The organism is Aquabacterium lacunae (assembly GCF_004310865.1).
GTDB lineage: Bacteria > Pseudomonadota > Gammaproteobacteria > Burkholderiales > Burkholderiaceae_C > Aquabacterium > Aquabacterium lacunae.
On record NZ_SIXI01000001.1, the window covers coordinates 281,998 to 295,254 of the forward strand.

Annotated in this window: 11 protein-coding genes; 8 read left to right on the forward strand and 3 right to left on the reverse strand. The window is 67.5% G+C overall.

Translation table 11 applies throughout. The annotated features are described in order from the left end of the window. Positions 1–21 precede the first annotated feature (21 nt). Positions 22–663: a DedA family protein gene (locus tag EYS42_RS01300; RefSeq protein ID WP_130966058.1), complete on the reverse strand. Its 642-nt coding sequence runs from the start codon at positions 661–663 to the stop codon at positions 22–24. Positions 664–742: 79 nt separating this feature from the next. Between EYS42_RS01300 and mutL the strand changes: the two genes are divergently transcribed. Genes mutL through miaA form a run of 4 tightly spaced genes read left to right on the forward strand, consistent with a single transcriptional unit; the run spans position 743 to position 6,486 of the window. After that, positions 743–2,794, forward strand: coding sequence for a DNA mismatch repair endonuclease MutL (mutL, locus tag EYS42_RS01305; RefSeq protein WP_130966059.1), 2,052 nt, complete (start codon positions 743–745; stop codon positions 2,792–2,794). A 31-nt stretch (positions 2,795–2,825) separates the two neighbouring features. Then, entirely contained in the window at positions 2,826–4,235 is a 1,410-nt protein-coding gene (locus EYS42_RS01310; protein ID WP_130966060.1) for a pseudouridine synthase, read from the forward strand. A 17-nt stretch (positions 4,236–4,252) separates the two neighbouring features. After that, positions 4,253–5,518: a multidrug effflux MFS transporter gene (locus EYS42_RS01315; RefSeq protein ID WP_130966061.1), complete on the forward strand. Its 1,266-nt coding sequence runs from the start codon at positions 4,253–4,255 to the stop codon at positions 5,516–5,518. Then, positions 5,515–6,486 carry a tRNA (adenosine(37)-N6)-dimethylallyltransferase MiaA gene (miaA, locus tag EYS42_RS01320; protein ID WP_130966062.1) on the forward strand — a complete coding sequence of 324 codons (972 nt, stop codon included), beginning with the start codon at positions 5,515–5,517 and terminating at the stop codon, positions 6,484–6,486. The genes EYS42_RS01315 and miaA overlap by 4 nt, the downstream gene beginning before the upstream one ends. 15 nt (positions 6,487–6,501) lie before the next feature. Here the strand turns inward: miaA and EYS42_RS01325 are convergent, their stop codons facing one another. Next, positions 6,502–7,038, reverse strand: a complete 537-nt coding sequence (locus tag EYS42_RS01325; protein WP_207301083.1) for a MarR family winged helix-turn-helix transcriptional regulator — start codon at positions 7,036–7,038, stop codon at positions 6,502–6,504. A 52-nt stretch (positions 7,039–7,090) separates the two neighbouring features. Here EYS42_RS01325 and EYS42_RS01330 point away from each other — a divergent pair, with 52 nt between their 5' ends. The 3 genes from EYS42_RS01330 to EYS42_RS01340 all read left to right on the forward strand — a co-directional run bounded on the left by EYS42_RS01330 (position 7,091) and on the right by EYS42_RS01340 (position 10,607). Further along, positions 7,091–8,929, forward strand: a complete 1,839-nt coding sequence (locus EYS42_RS01330) for an ABC transporter transmembrane domain-containing protein (protein ID WP_130966064.1) — start codon at positions 7,091–7,093, stop codon at positions 8,927–8,929. 61 nt (positions 8,930–8,990) lie between these two features. Beyond that, complete coding sequence (locus EYS42_RS01335; RefSeq protein WP_130966065.1) at positions 8,991–9,671, forward strand: YiaD family glycine zipper/OmpA-like lipoprotein; 681 nt, start codon at positions 8,991–8,993, stop codon at positions 9,669–9,671. 105 nt (positions 9,672–9,776) lie between these two features. After that, positions 9,777–10,607: a thymidylate synthase gene (locus EYS42_RS01340; RefSeq protein WP_130966066.1), complete on the forward strand. Its 831-nt coding sequence runs from the start codon at positions 9,777–9,779 to the stop codon at positions 10,605–10,607. 33 nt (positions 10,608–10,640) lie between these two features. On the opposite strand, the gene EYS42_RS01345 is transcribed toward EYS42_RS01340, so the two are convergent. Beyond that, positions 10,641–12,530: a calcium-binding protein gene (locus EYS42_RS01345; protein WP_130966067.1), complete on the reverse strand. Its 1,890-nt coding sequence runs from the start codon at positions 12,528–12,530 to the stop codon at positions 10,641–10,643. Between the two features lie 109 nt (positions 12,531–12,639). Between EYS42_RS01345 and EYS42_RS01350 the strand changes: the two genes are divergently transcribed. Further along, a complete protein-coding gene (locus tag EYS42_RS01350) occupies positions 12,640–13,161 on the forward strand; it encodes a dihydrofolate reductase (protein ID WP_130966068.1) in 522 nt (173 codons plus the stop codon). Positions 13,162–13,257: the final 96 nt, after the last annotated feature.

Consider the following 13,257-nt stretch of genomic DNA (forward strand, 5'->3'; position numbering starts at 1 on the left):
GCCAGCAACCGAAGGTTGCGCTCAGGCTGCAGCCTGGCGTGCCTTCCAACCACCGTACAGCGCAATCAGGCCCGGCACGATGATCATGGCCAGGATGATCTTGCTCAGGTGCTGCTGCACGAAGGGAATGTTGCCGAACAGGTAGCCGGCTGTGCAGAGCCCCACCACCCAGATGACGGCACCGATCACGTTGTAAGCGGTGAACTTGGCACGGTCCATTTCGGCCACACCGGCCACGAAGGGCGCAAAGGTGCGGATGAAAGGCATGAAGCGCGCAATGATGATGGTGACGCCGCCATGCTTTTCGTAAAACGCGTGGGCCGCATTGAACGCCTTGCGATTGAAGAAGCGCGAGTCCTCCCACTGAAACACCTTGGGCCCGAAGTACCGGCCGATGCTGTAGTTCAGCTGATCTCCCGCGATGGCGGCCACCAGCAGCAGGGCAATGGCCAGCGGCAAGCTCAGCGAGCCCGTGGCGGCCAGCGTGCCCACCATGAACAACAGCGAATCGCCTGGCAAGAAGGGCATCACCACCAGCCCGGTCTCGACGAACACGATCAGGAACAGCAAGGCGTACACCAGCGTGCCGTAGGCCTCGACAAACTCCTTGAGGTGCTTGTCGACGTGCAGGATGAAATCGATGAGGAAGAGAATGACGTCCATGAGGCCATTATCGAGCGGCTGTGGCCCCCATCAGCCCCTTTCAGCCCCCTCAGGCAGGCGTGCCACGTAAAATGCGTGGATGAGCCAAGCCCCCGCCGAACGCCGCACCATCCGCGAACTGCCCGACGAACTGATCAGCCAGATCGCAGCCGGTGAAGTGGTGGAGCGCCCGGCCTCGGTGGTGCGTGAGCTGGTGGACAACGCACTCGATGCCGGCGCCACCCAGGTCACGGTGAAGCTGCTGGCCGGCGGCATCCGCCAGATCCTGATCGAAGACGATGGCTGCGGCATCCCGGTCGACGAGCTGCCCCTGGCCCTCAAACGGCACGCCACCAGCAAGATCCGATCGCTCGACGACCTCGAACACGTGCTGACCATGGGCTTTCGCGGTGAGGCCCTGGCCGCGGTGTCGTCGGTGGCTGAAATGGCCATCAGCAGCCGCACGCCCGATGCCGCCCACGCCCACCGCCTCGATGCCCGCTCGGGCGAACTCAGCCCGGCCGCCCGCAGCCAGGGCACCAGCATCGAAGTGCGCGAGCTGTTTTTCAACACCCCGGCCCGGCGCAAGTTCCTCAAGAGCGAGGCCACCGAACTGGCCCACTGCCTGGAGGCCGTCAAGCGCCATGCGCTGGCCCGCCCCGACGTGGGCTTCACCGTGTGGCACGAAGGCAAGCTGATCGAGCAATGGCGCGCCGCACCGCTGGAGCAACGCCTGCGCGACGTGCTGGGTGACGACTTCATCCGCGACAGCGTGGCCGTGCAGTTGCAAGTAGGCCCGGTGCGGGTCAGTGGCCGCGCTGGCACCCCGGATGCCGCCCGCTCGCGCGCCGACCACCAGTACTGCTACGTGAATGGCCGCTACGTGCGCGACAAGCTGCTGGCCCATGGCGTGCGCTCGGCCTACGAAGACGTGCTGCACGGCAACCGCCAGCCGGTGTACGCGCTGTTCGTGGAGATCGCACCCGAGCTGGTCGACGTGAACGTGCACCCCACCAAGATCGAGGTGCGCTTTCGCGACGGGCGCGAGGTGCACCAGGCCGCGCGCAAGGCGGTCGATGCCGCACTGGCCGTGTCGCGGGCCGGTCAGCCCGATGTGGGCACAGGGCCCGCCGAGCTGCAGGGCGCCCCGCACGCACCCGGCACACCCAGCACGCACCCAGGCCCGACCCCGGCCTACGCCGCCGGCCAGCAAGGCATGCCCGCGGGTGTGAGCCACACAGCACCCCGCCCGGTGCCCACCCGCGAGCAAGACCGCCTGCCCTGGGGCACCGCCCCGGGCGTCGAGCCCCTGATGGCCCAGCGCTGGGCCGGCTGGCCCACGGACAGTGCGCAAGCCGCGCCATCCGCGCCCGCCATCCGTGCGCGGGCCGACGATGAAAACGGATTCGGCGCTGCCGTGGCCACGGCCCAGGAAGCCACCCCGGCCCTCGCCCGCGCACAGGGTAATGGCTGGAACCCGGTGGCGGCAAGCGCCGCACCGGCCAGCCAGGCCTTGCCTGAAACAGATGCAGGCCAAGATCCCACCTGGGCCGAAGCGGCCCCGGAAGACTGGCCCCTGGGCCGTGCCATCGCACAGCTGCAAGGCATCTACATCCTGGCCGAGAACGCCAAGGGCCTGGTCATTGTGGACATGCATGCGGCGCACGAACGCATCGTGTACGAGCGCCTCAAAACCCAGATCGCCCAGGAAAAGCTGCCCAGCCAACCCCTGCTGATCCCGGTCACCTTCGCGGCCACGCCCCAGGAAGTGGCCGCCGCAGAAACGCATGCCACCGCCCTGGAAACACTGGGCCTGGAGGTCAGCCCCCTGGGGCCCAAGACCCTGGCCGTGCGTTCGCGCCCCATGGCCCTGGCCCAGGCCGACCTGGTCGAGCTGGCCCGCTCGGTGCTGGGCGAGCTGGCCGGTTTCGATGCCACCACCGTGGTGCAGCGCGCCCAGCACGAACTGCTGGCCACGATGGCCTGCCACGGCGCCGTGCGCGCCAACCGCCGCCTGACGCTGACCGAAATGAACGCCCTGTTGCGCGACATGGAGGCCACGGAGAGGGCCGACCAGTGCAACCACGGGCGCCCCACCTGGCGCCAGCTCACCCTCGGTGAGCTGGACAACCTGTTCCTGCGCGGGCGCTGAGCGCTCGCCCCACCGCTTTGCCTGCCCGGACATGACCGAACGCAAGAAGATCAAGCTGCCCACCAGCAGCACCCCCAGCACCGACGGCCCGCGCCGTCGTCCGGTCCGCCCTGGCACCGCCCCGCGCACCCGCGTGCTCAGCGAGGTGCAGGCTGAACGCGCCGAGCGCAAGGCCAGGCAAGAGGCCTGGCAGGAGCGCGGTGAGGGCCGCGGAGACCGTGGTGATCGCGGAGATCGCCCCCCGCGCCGCGACGAACGTGGCCACTGGGAGGAACGCGGCCCTCGCAGCGAGCAGCGTGAGGGCTACCGCGATGGGCCACGCGAAGGCCAGCGAGGTGCACCCCGCGATGGACGACGTGACGAGCGACACAGCGATGACCGCCGTGGCCCGCGCCCTGATGGCCGTGGCCAGGGCCCGCGTGACACCCGCCAGGCCGACCGCGGTGACGCGCCCCACAAACCCCGCGAGCGCGTGAATCCCAAGCCCTGGGAGCGCCGCGACGACGGTGACCGGGGCTACCGTTCCGACCGCCCCCTGCGTCAGGAAGGCGACCGTGCGCGACGCGACGACCGGGATGAGCGCCACAGCCGCAACGACCGCCCTGAGCGCCTGGACCGCACCCTGCGCGATGACACGCCCCGCACTGCGGTGCCCACCGTGCGCCAGGCCCCTGAAGACGGCCGTGTGCGCCTGTCCAAGGTCATGAGCGAGAAGGGTCTGGCCTCGCGCCGTGAGGCCGACGACTGGATCGTCAACGGATGGGTGCGTGTCGATGGCCAGGTGGTCACCGAGCTGGGCACCCGCATCTTCCCTGACCAGCGCATCGACATCGACGCGCAAGCCCGCGCCGAGCAATCGCGCCAGGTCACCATCCTGCTGCACAAGCCCATCGGCTATGTCAGCGGCCAGGCCGAAGACGGGCACGAGCCCGCCGTGGTGCTGATCCACCCCGACAACCATTGGGCCGAAGATCCGATGCCCTGGAAGCTGCAACGCGGTCACCTGCACAAGCTGGCCCCTGCAGGCCGTCTGGACATCGACTCCACAGGCCTGCTGGTGCTGACGCAAGACGGCCGCATCGCCCGACAGCTGATCGGCGAAGACGCCCTGGTGGAAAAGGAATACCTGGTGCGCGTGGTGTGGCAAGGTGCCCCCGAGGCCGAGAACGTGATGGAAGCCACCCCGCCTGAAGTGCTGGAGCAGCTTCAATACGGTCTGAGCCTCGATGGCAAGCCGCTCAAGCCTGCCAAAGTGTCGTGGCAGAACGAACACCAGCTGCGCTTCGTGCTGCGCGAAGGCAAGAAGCGCCAGATCCGCCGCATGTGCGAGCAGGTGGGCCTGAAGGTGGTGGGCCTCAAGCGGGTGCGCATGGGCCGTGTGGTGCTGGGCAAGCTGCCCATGGGCCAATGGCGCTTCCTGCGCCCTGACGAACAGTTCTGAGGCCGCTGGCCCCCTTCATGAACCCGGTCGTCATCATCCTGGCGCTGTCGTTCCTGCTCGGCTTGCAGCCGGTGGCGACCGACCTCTACCTCCCCGCCCTGCCGCAGATGCAGCAGGCCCTGCAGATCACGCAGGCCGATGCGCAATGGACGTTGTCGTCCATCGTGCTGGCTTTCGGGGTCTCCCAGATGGTGTGGGGCCCGGTCTCCGACCGCATTGGCCGGCGCCCTGTGCTGCTGGCCGGCCTGAGCCTGTTCGTGCTGGCCTCGGCCGGCACGGTGCTGGCCCAGAACCTGGGGCAGATGGTGGCCCTGCGCACCGTGCAAGGGGTGGGCCTGGCCGCTTCGGTGGTGTGCGCCCGCGCCATGATCCGTGACCTGTACGAGCCCGAAGCCGGCGCGCGGGTGCTGTCCAAGGGCCTCAGTGGCCTGGGCGTGATCGCGCTGGTCGGGCCCATCGTGGGGGGCCTCACGGCGCAGCACCTGGGCTGGCGGGCCACCCTGGCCGAGGTGGGGCTGTTCGCTTTCGCCGGGCTGGTGTTCATCGCGCTGGCCCTGCGCGAAACCTTGCCCGTGCACCGTCGCCAGCGCGGCATGTCGCTGGGGCAGCGCCTGTCGCAATGGCACGAGATCACCGCCCAGCCCATGTTCCGCGCCTACACGGCCCTGACCTCATCCACCTATGGCGGGCTGTACGTGTTCCTCGCGGCATCGTCCTTCGTGTTCATCCAGGTGCTGGGTGTGAGCAAGCCCGTTTACGGCGGCATCATGGCCAGCATGTCGCTGGGCTATCTGCTGGGCACCGTGCTGTGCCGCGCCCGGCTGCGCACCATGGGCCTGCCCGACACCGTGCGCCTGGGCACCGTGCTGTCGATGGCGGCGGCCGTCTGGCTGATCGGTCTGTCGGCCGTGTGCGGGGTGCTGGACTGGGTGCCCCCTGCATGGGTGCTCATGCCCGGGCTGTGGTGCTATGCCATCGCCCACGGCGTGCACCAGCCCTGCAGCCAGGCGGGCGTGGTGGCATCGTTCCCGCAACAGGCGGGTGCGGCTTCGGCCCTGTCGGGCCTGGTGATGAGCGTGCTGGCCTTTGTCATCGGCGCCCTGCTGGCCGCCTGGAGCCAGCAACCCGGCTGGGCCGGCACCCTCTACCCCATGACCCTGGGGGTGGGCCTGGGCGCCCTGCTCACGGCCCATGTGGGACGCACCCGCGTGCAGCGCCATGGCCACCCGGTGGTCACCACGCAGATCGACTCGGGCATCACCGAGCCGGAGGGCACGGCATGAGCCCGGACACCCGCACCCTGATCCTCGCAGGGCCCACCGCCTCGGGCAAAACCGCACTGGCCCTGGCCCTGGCCGAACACCTGCCCCTGGAGATCATCAGCGTCGACTCGGCCCTGATCTACCGCGGCATGGACATCGGCACGGCCAAGCCCACGCCCGACGAGCAAGCCGCGGTGCCCCACCACCTGATCGACATCCTCGACCCGCTCGAGAGCTACAGCGCCGCGCGCTTTGTGGCCGACACCCGGCGGCTGATGGGCGAGATCCGGGCGCGTGGCCGCACGCCACTGCTGGTGGGTGGCACCATGCTGTACGTCAAGGCCCTGATCGACGGGCTGGACGACATCCCGGCCTCCAACCCCGAGGTGCGCGCACAGATCGACGAACGCGCCGCACGCGAAGGCTGGCCTGTGCTGCACGCCGAACTGTGCCGCGTCGACCCCGTGCTGGGCCAGCGCCTGGCCCCCCATGATGCGCAACGCATCCAGCGCGCGCTGGAGGTGTTCCTGAGCACGGGCCAACCCCTGTCCAGCTTCCAGCGCATCCACCAGGGCCCCTTGCCCTCTCAACAGGCCCAGGCGCCCGAGGGCACAGTGATGGTCTCGCTGGAGCCCGACAACCGCCGCTGGCTGCACGACCGCATCGGCCTGCGCTACCAGCTGATGATGCAGCAGGGCCTGGTCGACGAGGTGCAGCGCCTGCGTGCACGCGGCGACCTGCACCTGGAGCTGCCCTCCATGCGCTGTGTGGGCTACCGGCAGGTGTGGGAAGCGCTCGATGCTGGCCTGGACCTGAGCCAGCCCGCCGTGCAGGCCGAAGTGGCCGAACGCGGCGCGGCGGCCACGCGACAGCTGGCCAAGCGGCAGATCACGTGGCTGCGCAGCATGCCCTGGCGCACCGCCCTGCCCTGTGACACCCTCAGCCCGGCCGACATGCTCGCCGGTCTGCGGCAGGCACTGCGCTGTTGAGGCCGGCGCGTCGGCTCAAACTGTCACCGCGTCAGGGCCCCCAGAACCACCCGAAGCCTTGAATCGTTCGGCATTGGCCAGCAAACGACGCAGCATGCCCAGCATCTGCAGCCACTCGTCCTCGGTGAAGCCGCTCAGGTAAGCGTTCTGCACCTGCGACAGCACCACCGGCACCTGCTCGGCGGCCTGCCGACCGGCATCGGTCAGCTCCAGCAACGACACCCGTCGATCGGCCGTGCTGCGCACCCGGCGGCACAGCCCCTTGGCTTCCAGGCGGTCGAGCGTGCGGGTCAGCGCGCCCGGGTCAAGCTGCAGCTCGCGGGCCAGTTCTGCCAATGTGGATGCCCGGCCCTTGAACAACATGAACAACGGGGTCCACTGCGCGTGGGTCAGGCCCTGTTCGGCCAGGCGCCGGTCCACCTCACCCGTCATGGCGAGCATCAGGCGCTTCATCAGGAAGCCCATGGAGTTGTCACTGGAATAGGACTGCGCCGAGTAAAAGCAAGCGGGAGCGCCATCGGGCGCACCCGAGGAAGGATCGTCGGGGAGCATGGGTTCATCTTGATTGCCTGGGCAACCATTGTCAAGGCACGATAATGGTGGCATGAGTTCGTCTGCATCGCATTCCGCCCCGGTGGCCCCCGCCCCCCAGGAAGCCTCAAGGCCCGCCGTGGCACCGGGCGCCCTCAAGGCCCTGACCCCGTTCCTGCAGCCCTACAAGGGCCGCATTGCGCTGGCCGGCATCTTCCTGGTGATGGCCGCTGTCACCACCCTGGTGCTGCCACAGGCCCTGCGCCAGCTGATCGACCAGGGCTTTTTGCCCACCGACCCCGGCGAGCGCATTGCGGCCATGCGCGAACACTTCCTGGCGCTGGCCGCAGTGGGCGTGGCCCTGGGCGTGTTCTCGGCCCTGCGCTACTACTGCGTCACCTGGCTGGGCGAGCGCATCTCGGCCGACCTCAAAGACGCGGTGTATGCGCACGTTCTGCGCCAGAGCCCCCAGTTTTTCGAAACCACCCGCACTGGCGAGGTGCTGTCACGCCTGACGGCCGACACCACCCTGATCCAGAGCGTGGTGGGCTCCAGCCTGTCGATGGGCCTGCGCAACGTGATCATGGGCGTGGGCGCGCTGACCATGCTGGTGATCACCAACCCCACGGTGATGGCCTGGGTGCTGGGCGTGATCGGCCTGGTCGTGGTACCGGCCGTGCTGGCCGGGCGCCGGGTGCGCAAGCTGTCTCGGGCCAGCCAGGACCGCGTGGCCGACTCGTCGGCCATTGCGGGCGAAGTGCTCAATGCCGTCCACGAGGTGCAAAGCTACACCGCCGAAGCGCGTGAAGCCCTGCGCTTTGCCGATGCCACCGAGCTGGCGTTCAGCACCAGCGTACGACGCGCACGCACGCGTGCCGCCCTGGTGGCCTTCCTGATCAGCGGCATCGCCAGCGCTTTGCTGTGGGTTCTCTACCAGGGGAGCCAGGCCGTGGTCGAGGGCCGCATCAGTGCGGGCCACATGGGCCAGACTGTGGTGTACGTGATCCTGCTGATCAGCTCGACCGCCGCGCTGTCCGAAATCTACGGCGAGCTGCTGCGTGCCGCTGGCGCCACCGAGCGCCTGGTCGAACTGCTCAACACGCCTGCGAACATCGCATCACCATCGCAGCCCATGGCCTTGCCACCTGTCAGCCAGGGCACCGCCGTGCGTTTTGATCAGGTGGGATTTCATTACCCATCGCGCCCAGGCCAGCCTGCCCTGCAGCGCTTCGACCTGGCCATCGAGCCTGGCCAGACCGTCGCCCTGGTGGGCCCCAGCGGCGCTGGCAAGACCACGGTGTTCCAGCTGCTGCAACGCTTTTACGACCCCCAGCAAGGCCGCATCGTGGTCGATGGTGTGCCCATCCAGCAACTGAGCCTGGACGCCCTGCGCGGCCGCATCAGCGTGGTGGCACAAGACAGCACTGTGTTCTCCAGCTCCGCCCTGGAAAACATCCGATATGGGCGTCCCGACGCCACCGACGACGAAGTGTTCGCTGCCGCACGCGCAGCGCATGCGCACGATTTCATCCAGAATCTGCCCGAAGGCTACGACACCTTCCTGGGCGAACGCGGCGTGCGCCTGTCAGGGGGGCAACGTCAGCGCATCAGCATCGCCCGGGCGATTTTGAAGAACGCCCCGCTGCTGCTGCTGGACGAAGCCACCAGCGCACTCGACACCGAAAGCGAACGCGCCGTGCAGGCTGCCCTCGAGGCGGCCATGAAGGGGCGCACCACGCTGGTCATTGCCCACCGCCTGAGCACCGTGGTCAATGCCGACCGCATCGTGGTATTGGAAGGTGGCCAGATCGTTGACACGGGAACTCACCACGAACTGATGGGGCGAAATGGACTGTATGCGCGCCTGGCGGCCATGCAGTTCGACCGCTTCGAGCAAAGCGACGCCGCCTGACCCGGTCAACGCCGGCCACCGGCAATGCGTTGAACACCCAGCTTTCACTTTCACAGCCCCCATGACCCACACCGCACTGACCCGTCTGCCCGCCCGCCTGACCCTCATCACCGCCCTGGCCGCCACCGTGCTGGCCACCGGCTGCGCCAACATGGACGACACCCAACGCCGCACGGCCACGGGCGCGGCCATCGGTGCCGTGGCAGGTGCCGTGCTGGGCAAGGCCACCGGCAACAACGCCGGCGCAGGCGCGGCCATCGGTGGCATTGCCGGTGCCGTGATCGGCAACGTGTGGTCGCAGCGCATGGAAGCCCAGAAAAAGGCCATGGAGCAGGCCACTCAGGGCACGCCCGTCGAAGTAACCCGCACCGCCGACAACCAGCTCAAGCTGGAGATTCCGGCCGACATCTCGTTCGACAAGAACAGCGCCGCCATCAAGCCCGAACTGCGCAGCGTGCTCGACACCTTCGCCGACGGTCTGCGCAAGAACAGCACGGGCATGGTGGTGCGCATCGTGGGCCACACCGACAGCACCGGCAGCGACGCCATCAACAACCCGCTGTCGCTGCAACGCGCTGAAAGCGTCAAGGATTTCCTGACCGACCGCAGCGTGCCGGCCAGCCGCATCGAAACCCAGGGCCGCGGCTCGCGTGAACCCATCGCCAGCAATGCCACCACCGAGGGCCAGGCCAAGAACCGCCGCGTGGAAATCTTCCTGCGCGAGCCGGGCCAGAACGGCTGAAATCCCTCACCGGTCGCCAGCGCGCGGCAGTGAGACAATGCAAGGCCTCGGCACACCCGCCGGGGCCTTTTTCGTTGTCCAGCCAGTCGTCACCCAGTCGCCACCATGAGCCGCCCTGTCCGCAGCCAGTACGAAGACTTCATGCGCCATGTGCACACCCAAGGTGTGCTCAAGACCGACCGCACCGGCACCGGCACCCGCAGCGTGTTCGGCCACCAGATGCGCTTCGACCTGAGCGAAGGCTTCCCCCTGGTGACCACCAAGAAGGTGCATCTGAAATCGATCATCGTGGAGCTGCTGTGGTTCCTTCGTGGCGACAACAACGTGAAGTGGCTACAAGAGCGCGGCGTCACCATCTGGGACGAGTGGGCGCGTGAAGACGGATCGCTGGGCCCGGTGTATGGCGTGCAATGGCGCAACTGGCCCAAGCCTGGCGGCGGCCACATCGACCAGATCAGCGAAGTGATCAAGCAGCTGAAGACCAGCCCCGATTCGCGCCGCATCATCGTCAGCGCCTGGAACGTGGGCGAGATCGAGCAGATGGCCCTGCCGCCCTGCCACGCCTTCTTCCAGTTCTACGTGGCCCCACCGCAGGCCGAGGGCCAGCGCCCCAAGCTCAGCTGCCAGCTGTACCAGCGCAGCGCCGACATCTTCCTGGGCGTGCCCTTCAACATCGCCAGCTACGCCCTGCTCACCCACATGGTGGCCCAGCAGTGCGACATGGACGTGGGCGACTTCATCTGGACCGGCGGCGACTGCCACATCTACAGCAACCACACCGAGCAGGTCGAGCTGCAGCTCAGCCGCACGCCCCACCCCTACCCGGTGCTGAACATCAAGCGCAAGCCCGATTCGATCTTCGGTTACGAATACGAAGACTTCGAAGTGCTGGAGTACCAGCACCACGCGCCCATCAAGGCGCCCGTGGCCGTCTGACCACGGGCACTGGCTGCCGGTTCAGCGTCAGTCTCAGCGCCAGCTGCTGGCCACCAGGTTCACCAGCGTCTTGGGCGCATCGGCCGGCAGGCTGGTCGCACCTGCAGGTGGCGTGAAGCTGGCCATGGCCGACACCAGGGCGTCGACCTTGCTGGCGCTCAGGCTCTTGCCGTCCATGGCCCTGAAGGTCTCCACGCGGTAGGCGCTGCCCTTGTACCAGTCCTTCACCGTGACCTGGTCCTGCGAGCCCAGCACGCTGACCTGCAGGTCAGTGCCCACGCGCTTGAACCACAACTGGTTGGACGCACTGGCATTGAAACGTGCCGTGTCACTGACCAGCAAGGTGCTGTCGTTTTCCACGATCACGTCCTTGCCGAAGCCGGCATTGAACTCGTACAGGTCGGCGCCTTTACCGCCCAACAAACTGTCGTTGCCGGCACCGCCGTTGAGGGTGTCATTGCCGCTCAGGCCGCTCAGGGTGTCGTCCCCGATGTCGCCGACCAGCGCCTCCCGACCCGATGTGCCCGTGAGATTCAACGCGGCCGCGCGCTTCCACACGTCAGCCGTGGACAGCACCGTGCCATCGGCGAACTTCAGGGCGCCGATCCCCGCACTGGCCATCTGAATCACCACCGACTCCGACCGGCCTTTGAAGCCGACCCGGGTGTCGGTGTTGGTGCTCAAGGGCGTGGTGTCCACCCGCTGAATGACCAGGTCAGCAGCGTTCAGCCCCGCACCCAACACCACGGCATCGCCGTCGAACATGCGCACGGTGTCGTTGCCGTCGCCCACATTGAACAGGATGGTGTCGCGCCCAGACCCCATCACCAGGTCATTGCCCGCGCCACCTCGCAAGGTGTCGGCCAACGAGTCGTAAGACAAAGCGCTGTAGCCATAGGCGCTCACGTCTTCGTAGGCATACAGGCTGTCGTTGCCCGCCCCGCCCGAGATGAAGTCGGCGCCCTCCTGCCCGCGGATGAGGTCATTGCCACTGCCGCCCCACACCGTGTCGGCGCGTGAGCTGCCAATGACGGTCTCCCCGACGGCTTGGGTGCGATGGTCCAGGTTGACCGACACCGGCGCACGGCCCGTCAGGCGAGCGTTGGCGATGTCGGTGGCATCCCACACCTCACCGTTGGCGAATTCCACACGGTTGAGCCCGCCCACCGTCAGGCTGCCCGGCTGGTCGGTGAACGACAGCACCTGACGCTTCTTTTCGCCATCCTGCCAGCCCAGCTGCACATTCGACGGGTCGAGGCCCACGCCCAGTTTGACCGTCAAGGTGCCGCCATAGCCCCAGGCGCCGGGGTCGCGGCCGTAAAACACCAGTTGGTCATAGGCCTCGTCGAAACCGTCACCCGCGTTGTAGACCACCGTGGTGGCCTGGATGGTGTCGTTGCCTCGGCCGCCAGCCACCTCGGTGCCCGTCAGCACATCGTCACCAGCGGTGGGTTGTGCGCCGGCGGTGGCCACGGGCAGGCTCAACACCTGCATCTGCCCCGCCAAAGAAGCCTGCAACGCCGACGCCTGGATCACAGTGCCATCGGCAAACACCAATTGGCGCAAACCGGTGCGCGCAGCATCAGCAGGATCAGAGAATGACGACAGGCCTTCAAAGCGGCCCAGCTCAATGGCACCACTGCCATCGGCCATGGCCAGCACCAGGCTGTCGCTGGTATAGGCCCCCGAACGGTAGATCAGCACCAGGTCAGAGGGCTTCACCCCCGCTGCCAGTCGAACGTCGAACGTGCCTGTGCCAGGGGCGCGCGTGACGCGGTCGTCACCCTGGCCCGGGCCCCACTCCACGGTCACGGCCGTGCCTTGAAGTTGCACCACATCGTTGCCCGCACTGGCTTGCACGGTGTCGCCAGCCTGGGCCAGCAAGGTGTCGGCACCAGAGGTGCCCGCGATGGTCTGCGCCATGTCGATGTCTCCCTATGAACAGCGTTGGATGAATGCCGTCATTAGGCCAAGCATCGGGTGCGTCTCTCCTCTGGAATTTCCCTGAGCAGCCCCTGGGATAATCCCGGGCATGACCCGCCCGCTTATCAGCCTGATCGCTGCCGTGGCCGCCAATGGCGCCATCGGCAAGGACAACGACCTGCTCTTCAACGACCCGCGCGACCAGAAGCACTTCCGGGCCGCCACACTGGGCAGCCCGGTCATCATGGGCCGTCGCACCTGGGATTCGCTGCCCGAGCGCTTCCGCCCCCTTCCTGGTCGGCGCAACATCGTGGTCACGCGCCAGGCGGGCTGGCAGGCCCCGGGCGCCGAAGTGGCGCATTCGCTGCCTGAGGCGCTTGATCTGCTGGGGGACGCCGCCGCGGTGCCCAAGGCCTTCGTGATGGGAGGCGGCCAGTTGTACGCCGAAGCCCTGCCCCTGGCCGACGAGCTGGAACTCACCGAAGTGCATGCCGCATTCGAGGCCGACACCTTTTTCCCGGCCTGGCCGCGCGAGGCCTTTGAAGAAGTGCGCCGGGAACCCCACCCCGGCACCGCGGAAGGTGGTCCGGGCTTTGACTTCGTGACCTACCGCCGGAAAACCAGCACCTGACATTCAGGAAAAAACTGAAGATCAATCCACAACCATTCGCTGGCTGTTTATCCTGTCTGGCGTGAAGATCTGTGAAGTTATCCAAACACACACTCG

Bases quoted from the DNA above. Each gene is read 5' to 3' on its own strand.
- EYS42_RS01300 (WP_130966058.1), bottom strand. From the start codon at position 663: ATGGACGTCATTCTCTTCCTCATCGATTTCATCCTGCACGTCGACAAG.
- mutL (WP_130966059.1), top strand. From the start codon at position 743: ATGAGCCAAGCCCCCGCCGAACGCCGCACCATCCGCGAACTGCCCGAC.
- EYS42_RS01310 (WP_130966060.1), top strand. From the start codon at position 2,826: ATGACCGAACGCAAGAAGATCAAGCTGCCCACCAGCAGCACCCCCAGC.
- EYS42_RS01315 (WP_130966061.1), top strand. From the start codon at position 4,253: ATGAACCCGGTCGTCATCATCCTGGCGCTGTCGTTCCTGCTCGGCTTG.
- miaA (WP_130966062.1), top strand. From the start codon at position 5,515: ATGAGCCCGGACACCCGCACCCTGATCCTCGCAGGGCCCACCGCCTCG.
- EYS42_RS01325 (WP_207301083.1), bottom strand. From the start codon at position 7,038: ATGCTCCCCGACGATCCTTCCTCGGGTGCGCCCGATGGCGCTCCCGCT.
- EYS42_RS01330 (WP_130966064.1), top strand. From the start codon at position 7,091: ATGAGTTCGTCTGCATCGCATTCCGCCCCGGTGGCCCCCGCCCCCCAG.
- EYS42_RS01335 (WP_130966065.1), top strand. From the start codon at position 8,991: ATGACCCACACCGCACTGACCCGTCTGCCCGCCCGCCTGACCCTCATC.
- EYS42_RS01340 (WP_130966066.1), top strand. From the start codon at position 9,777: ATGAGCCGCCCTGTCCGCAGCCAGTACGAAGACTTCATGCGCCATGTG.
- EYS42_RS01345 (WP_130966067.1), bottom strand. From the start codon at position 12,530: ATGGCGCAGACCATCGCGGGCACCTCTGGTGCCGACACCTTGCTGGCC.
- EYS42_RS01350 (WP_130966068.1), top strand. From the start codon at position 12,640: ATGACCCGCCCGCTTATCAGCCTGATCGCTGCCGTGGCCGCCAATGGC.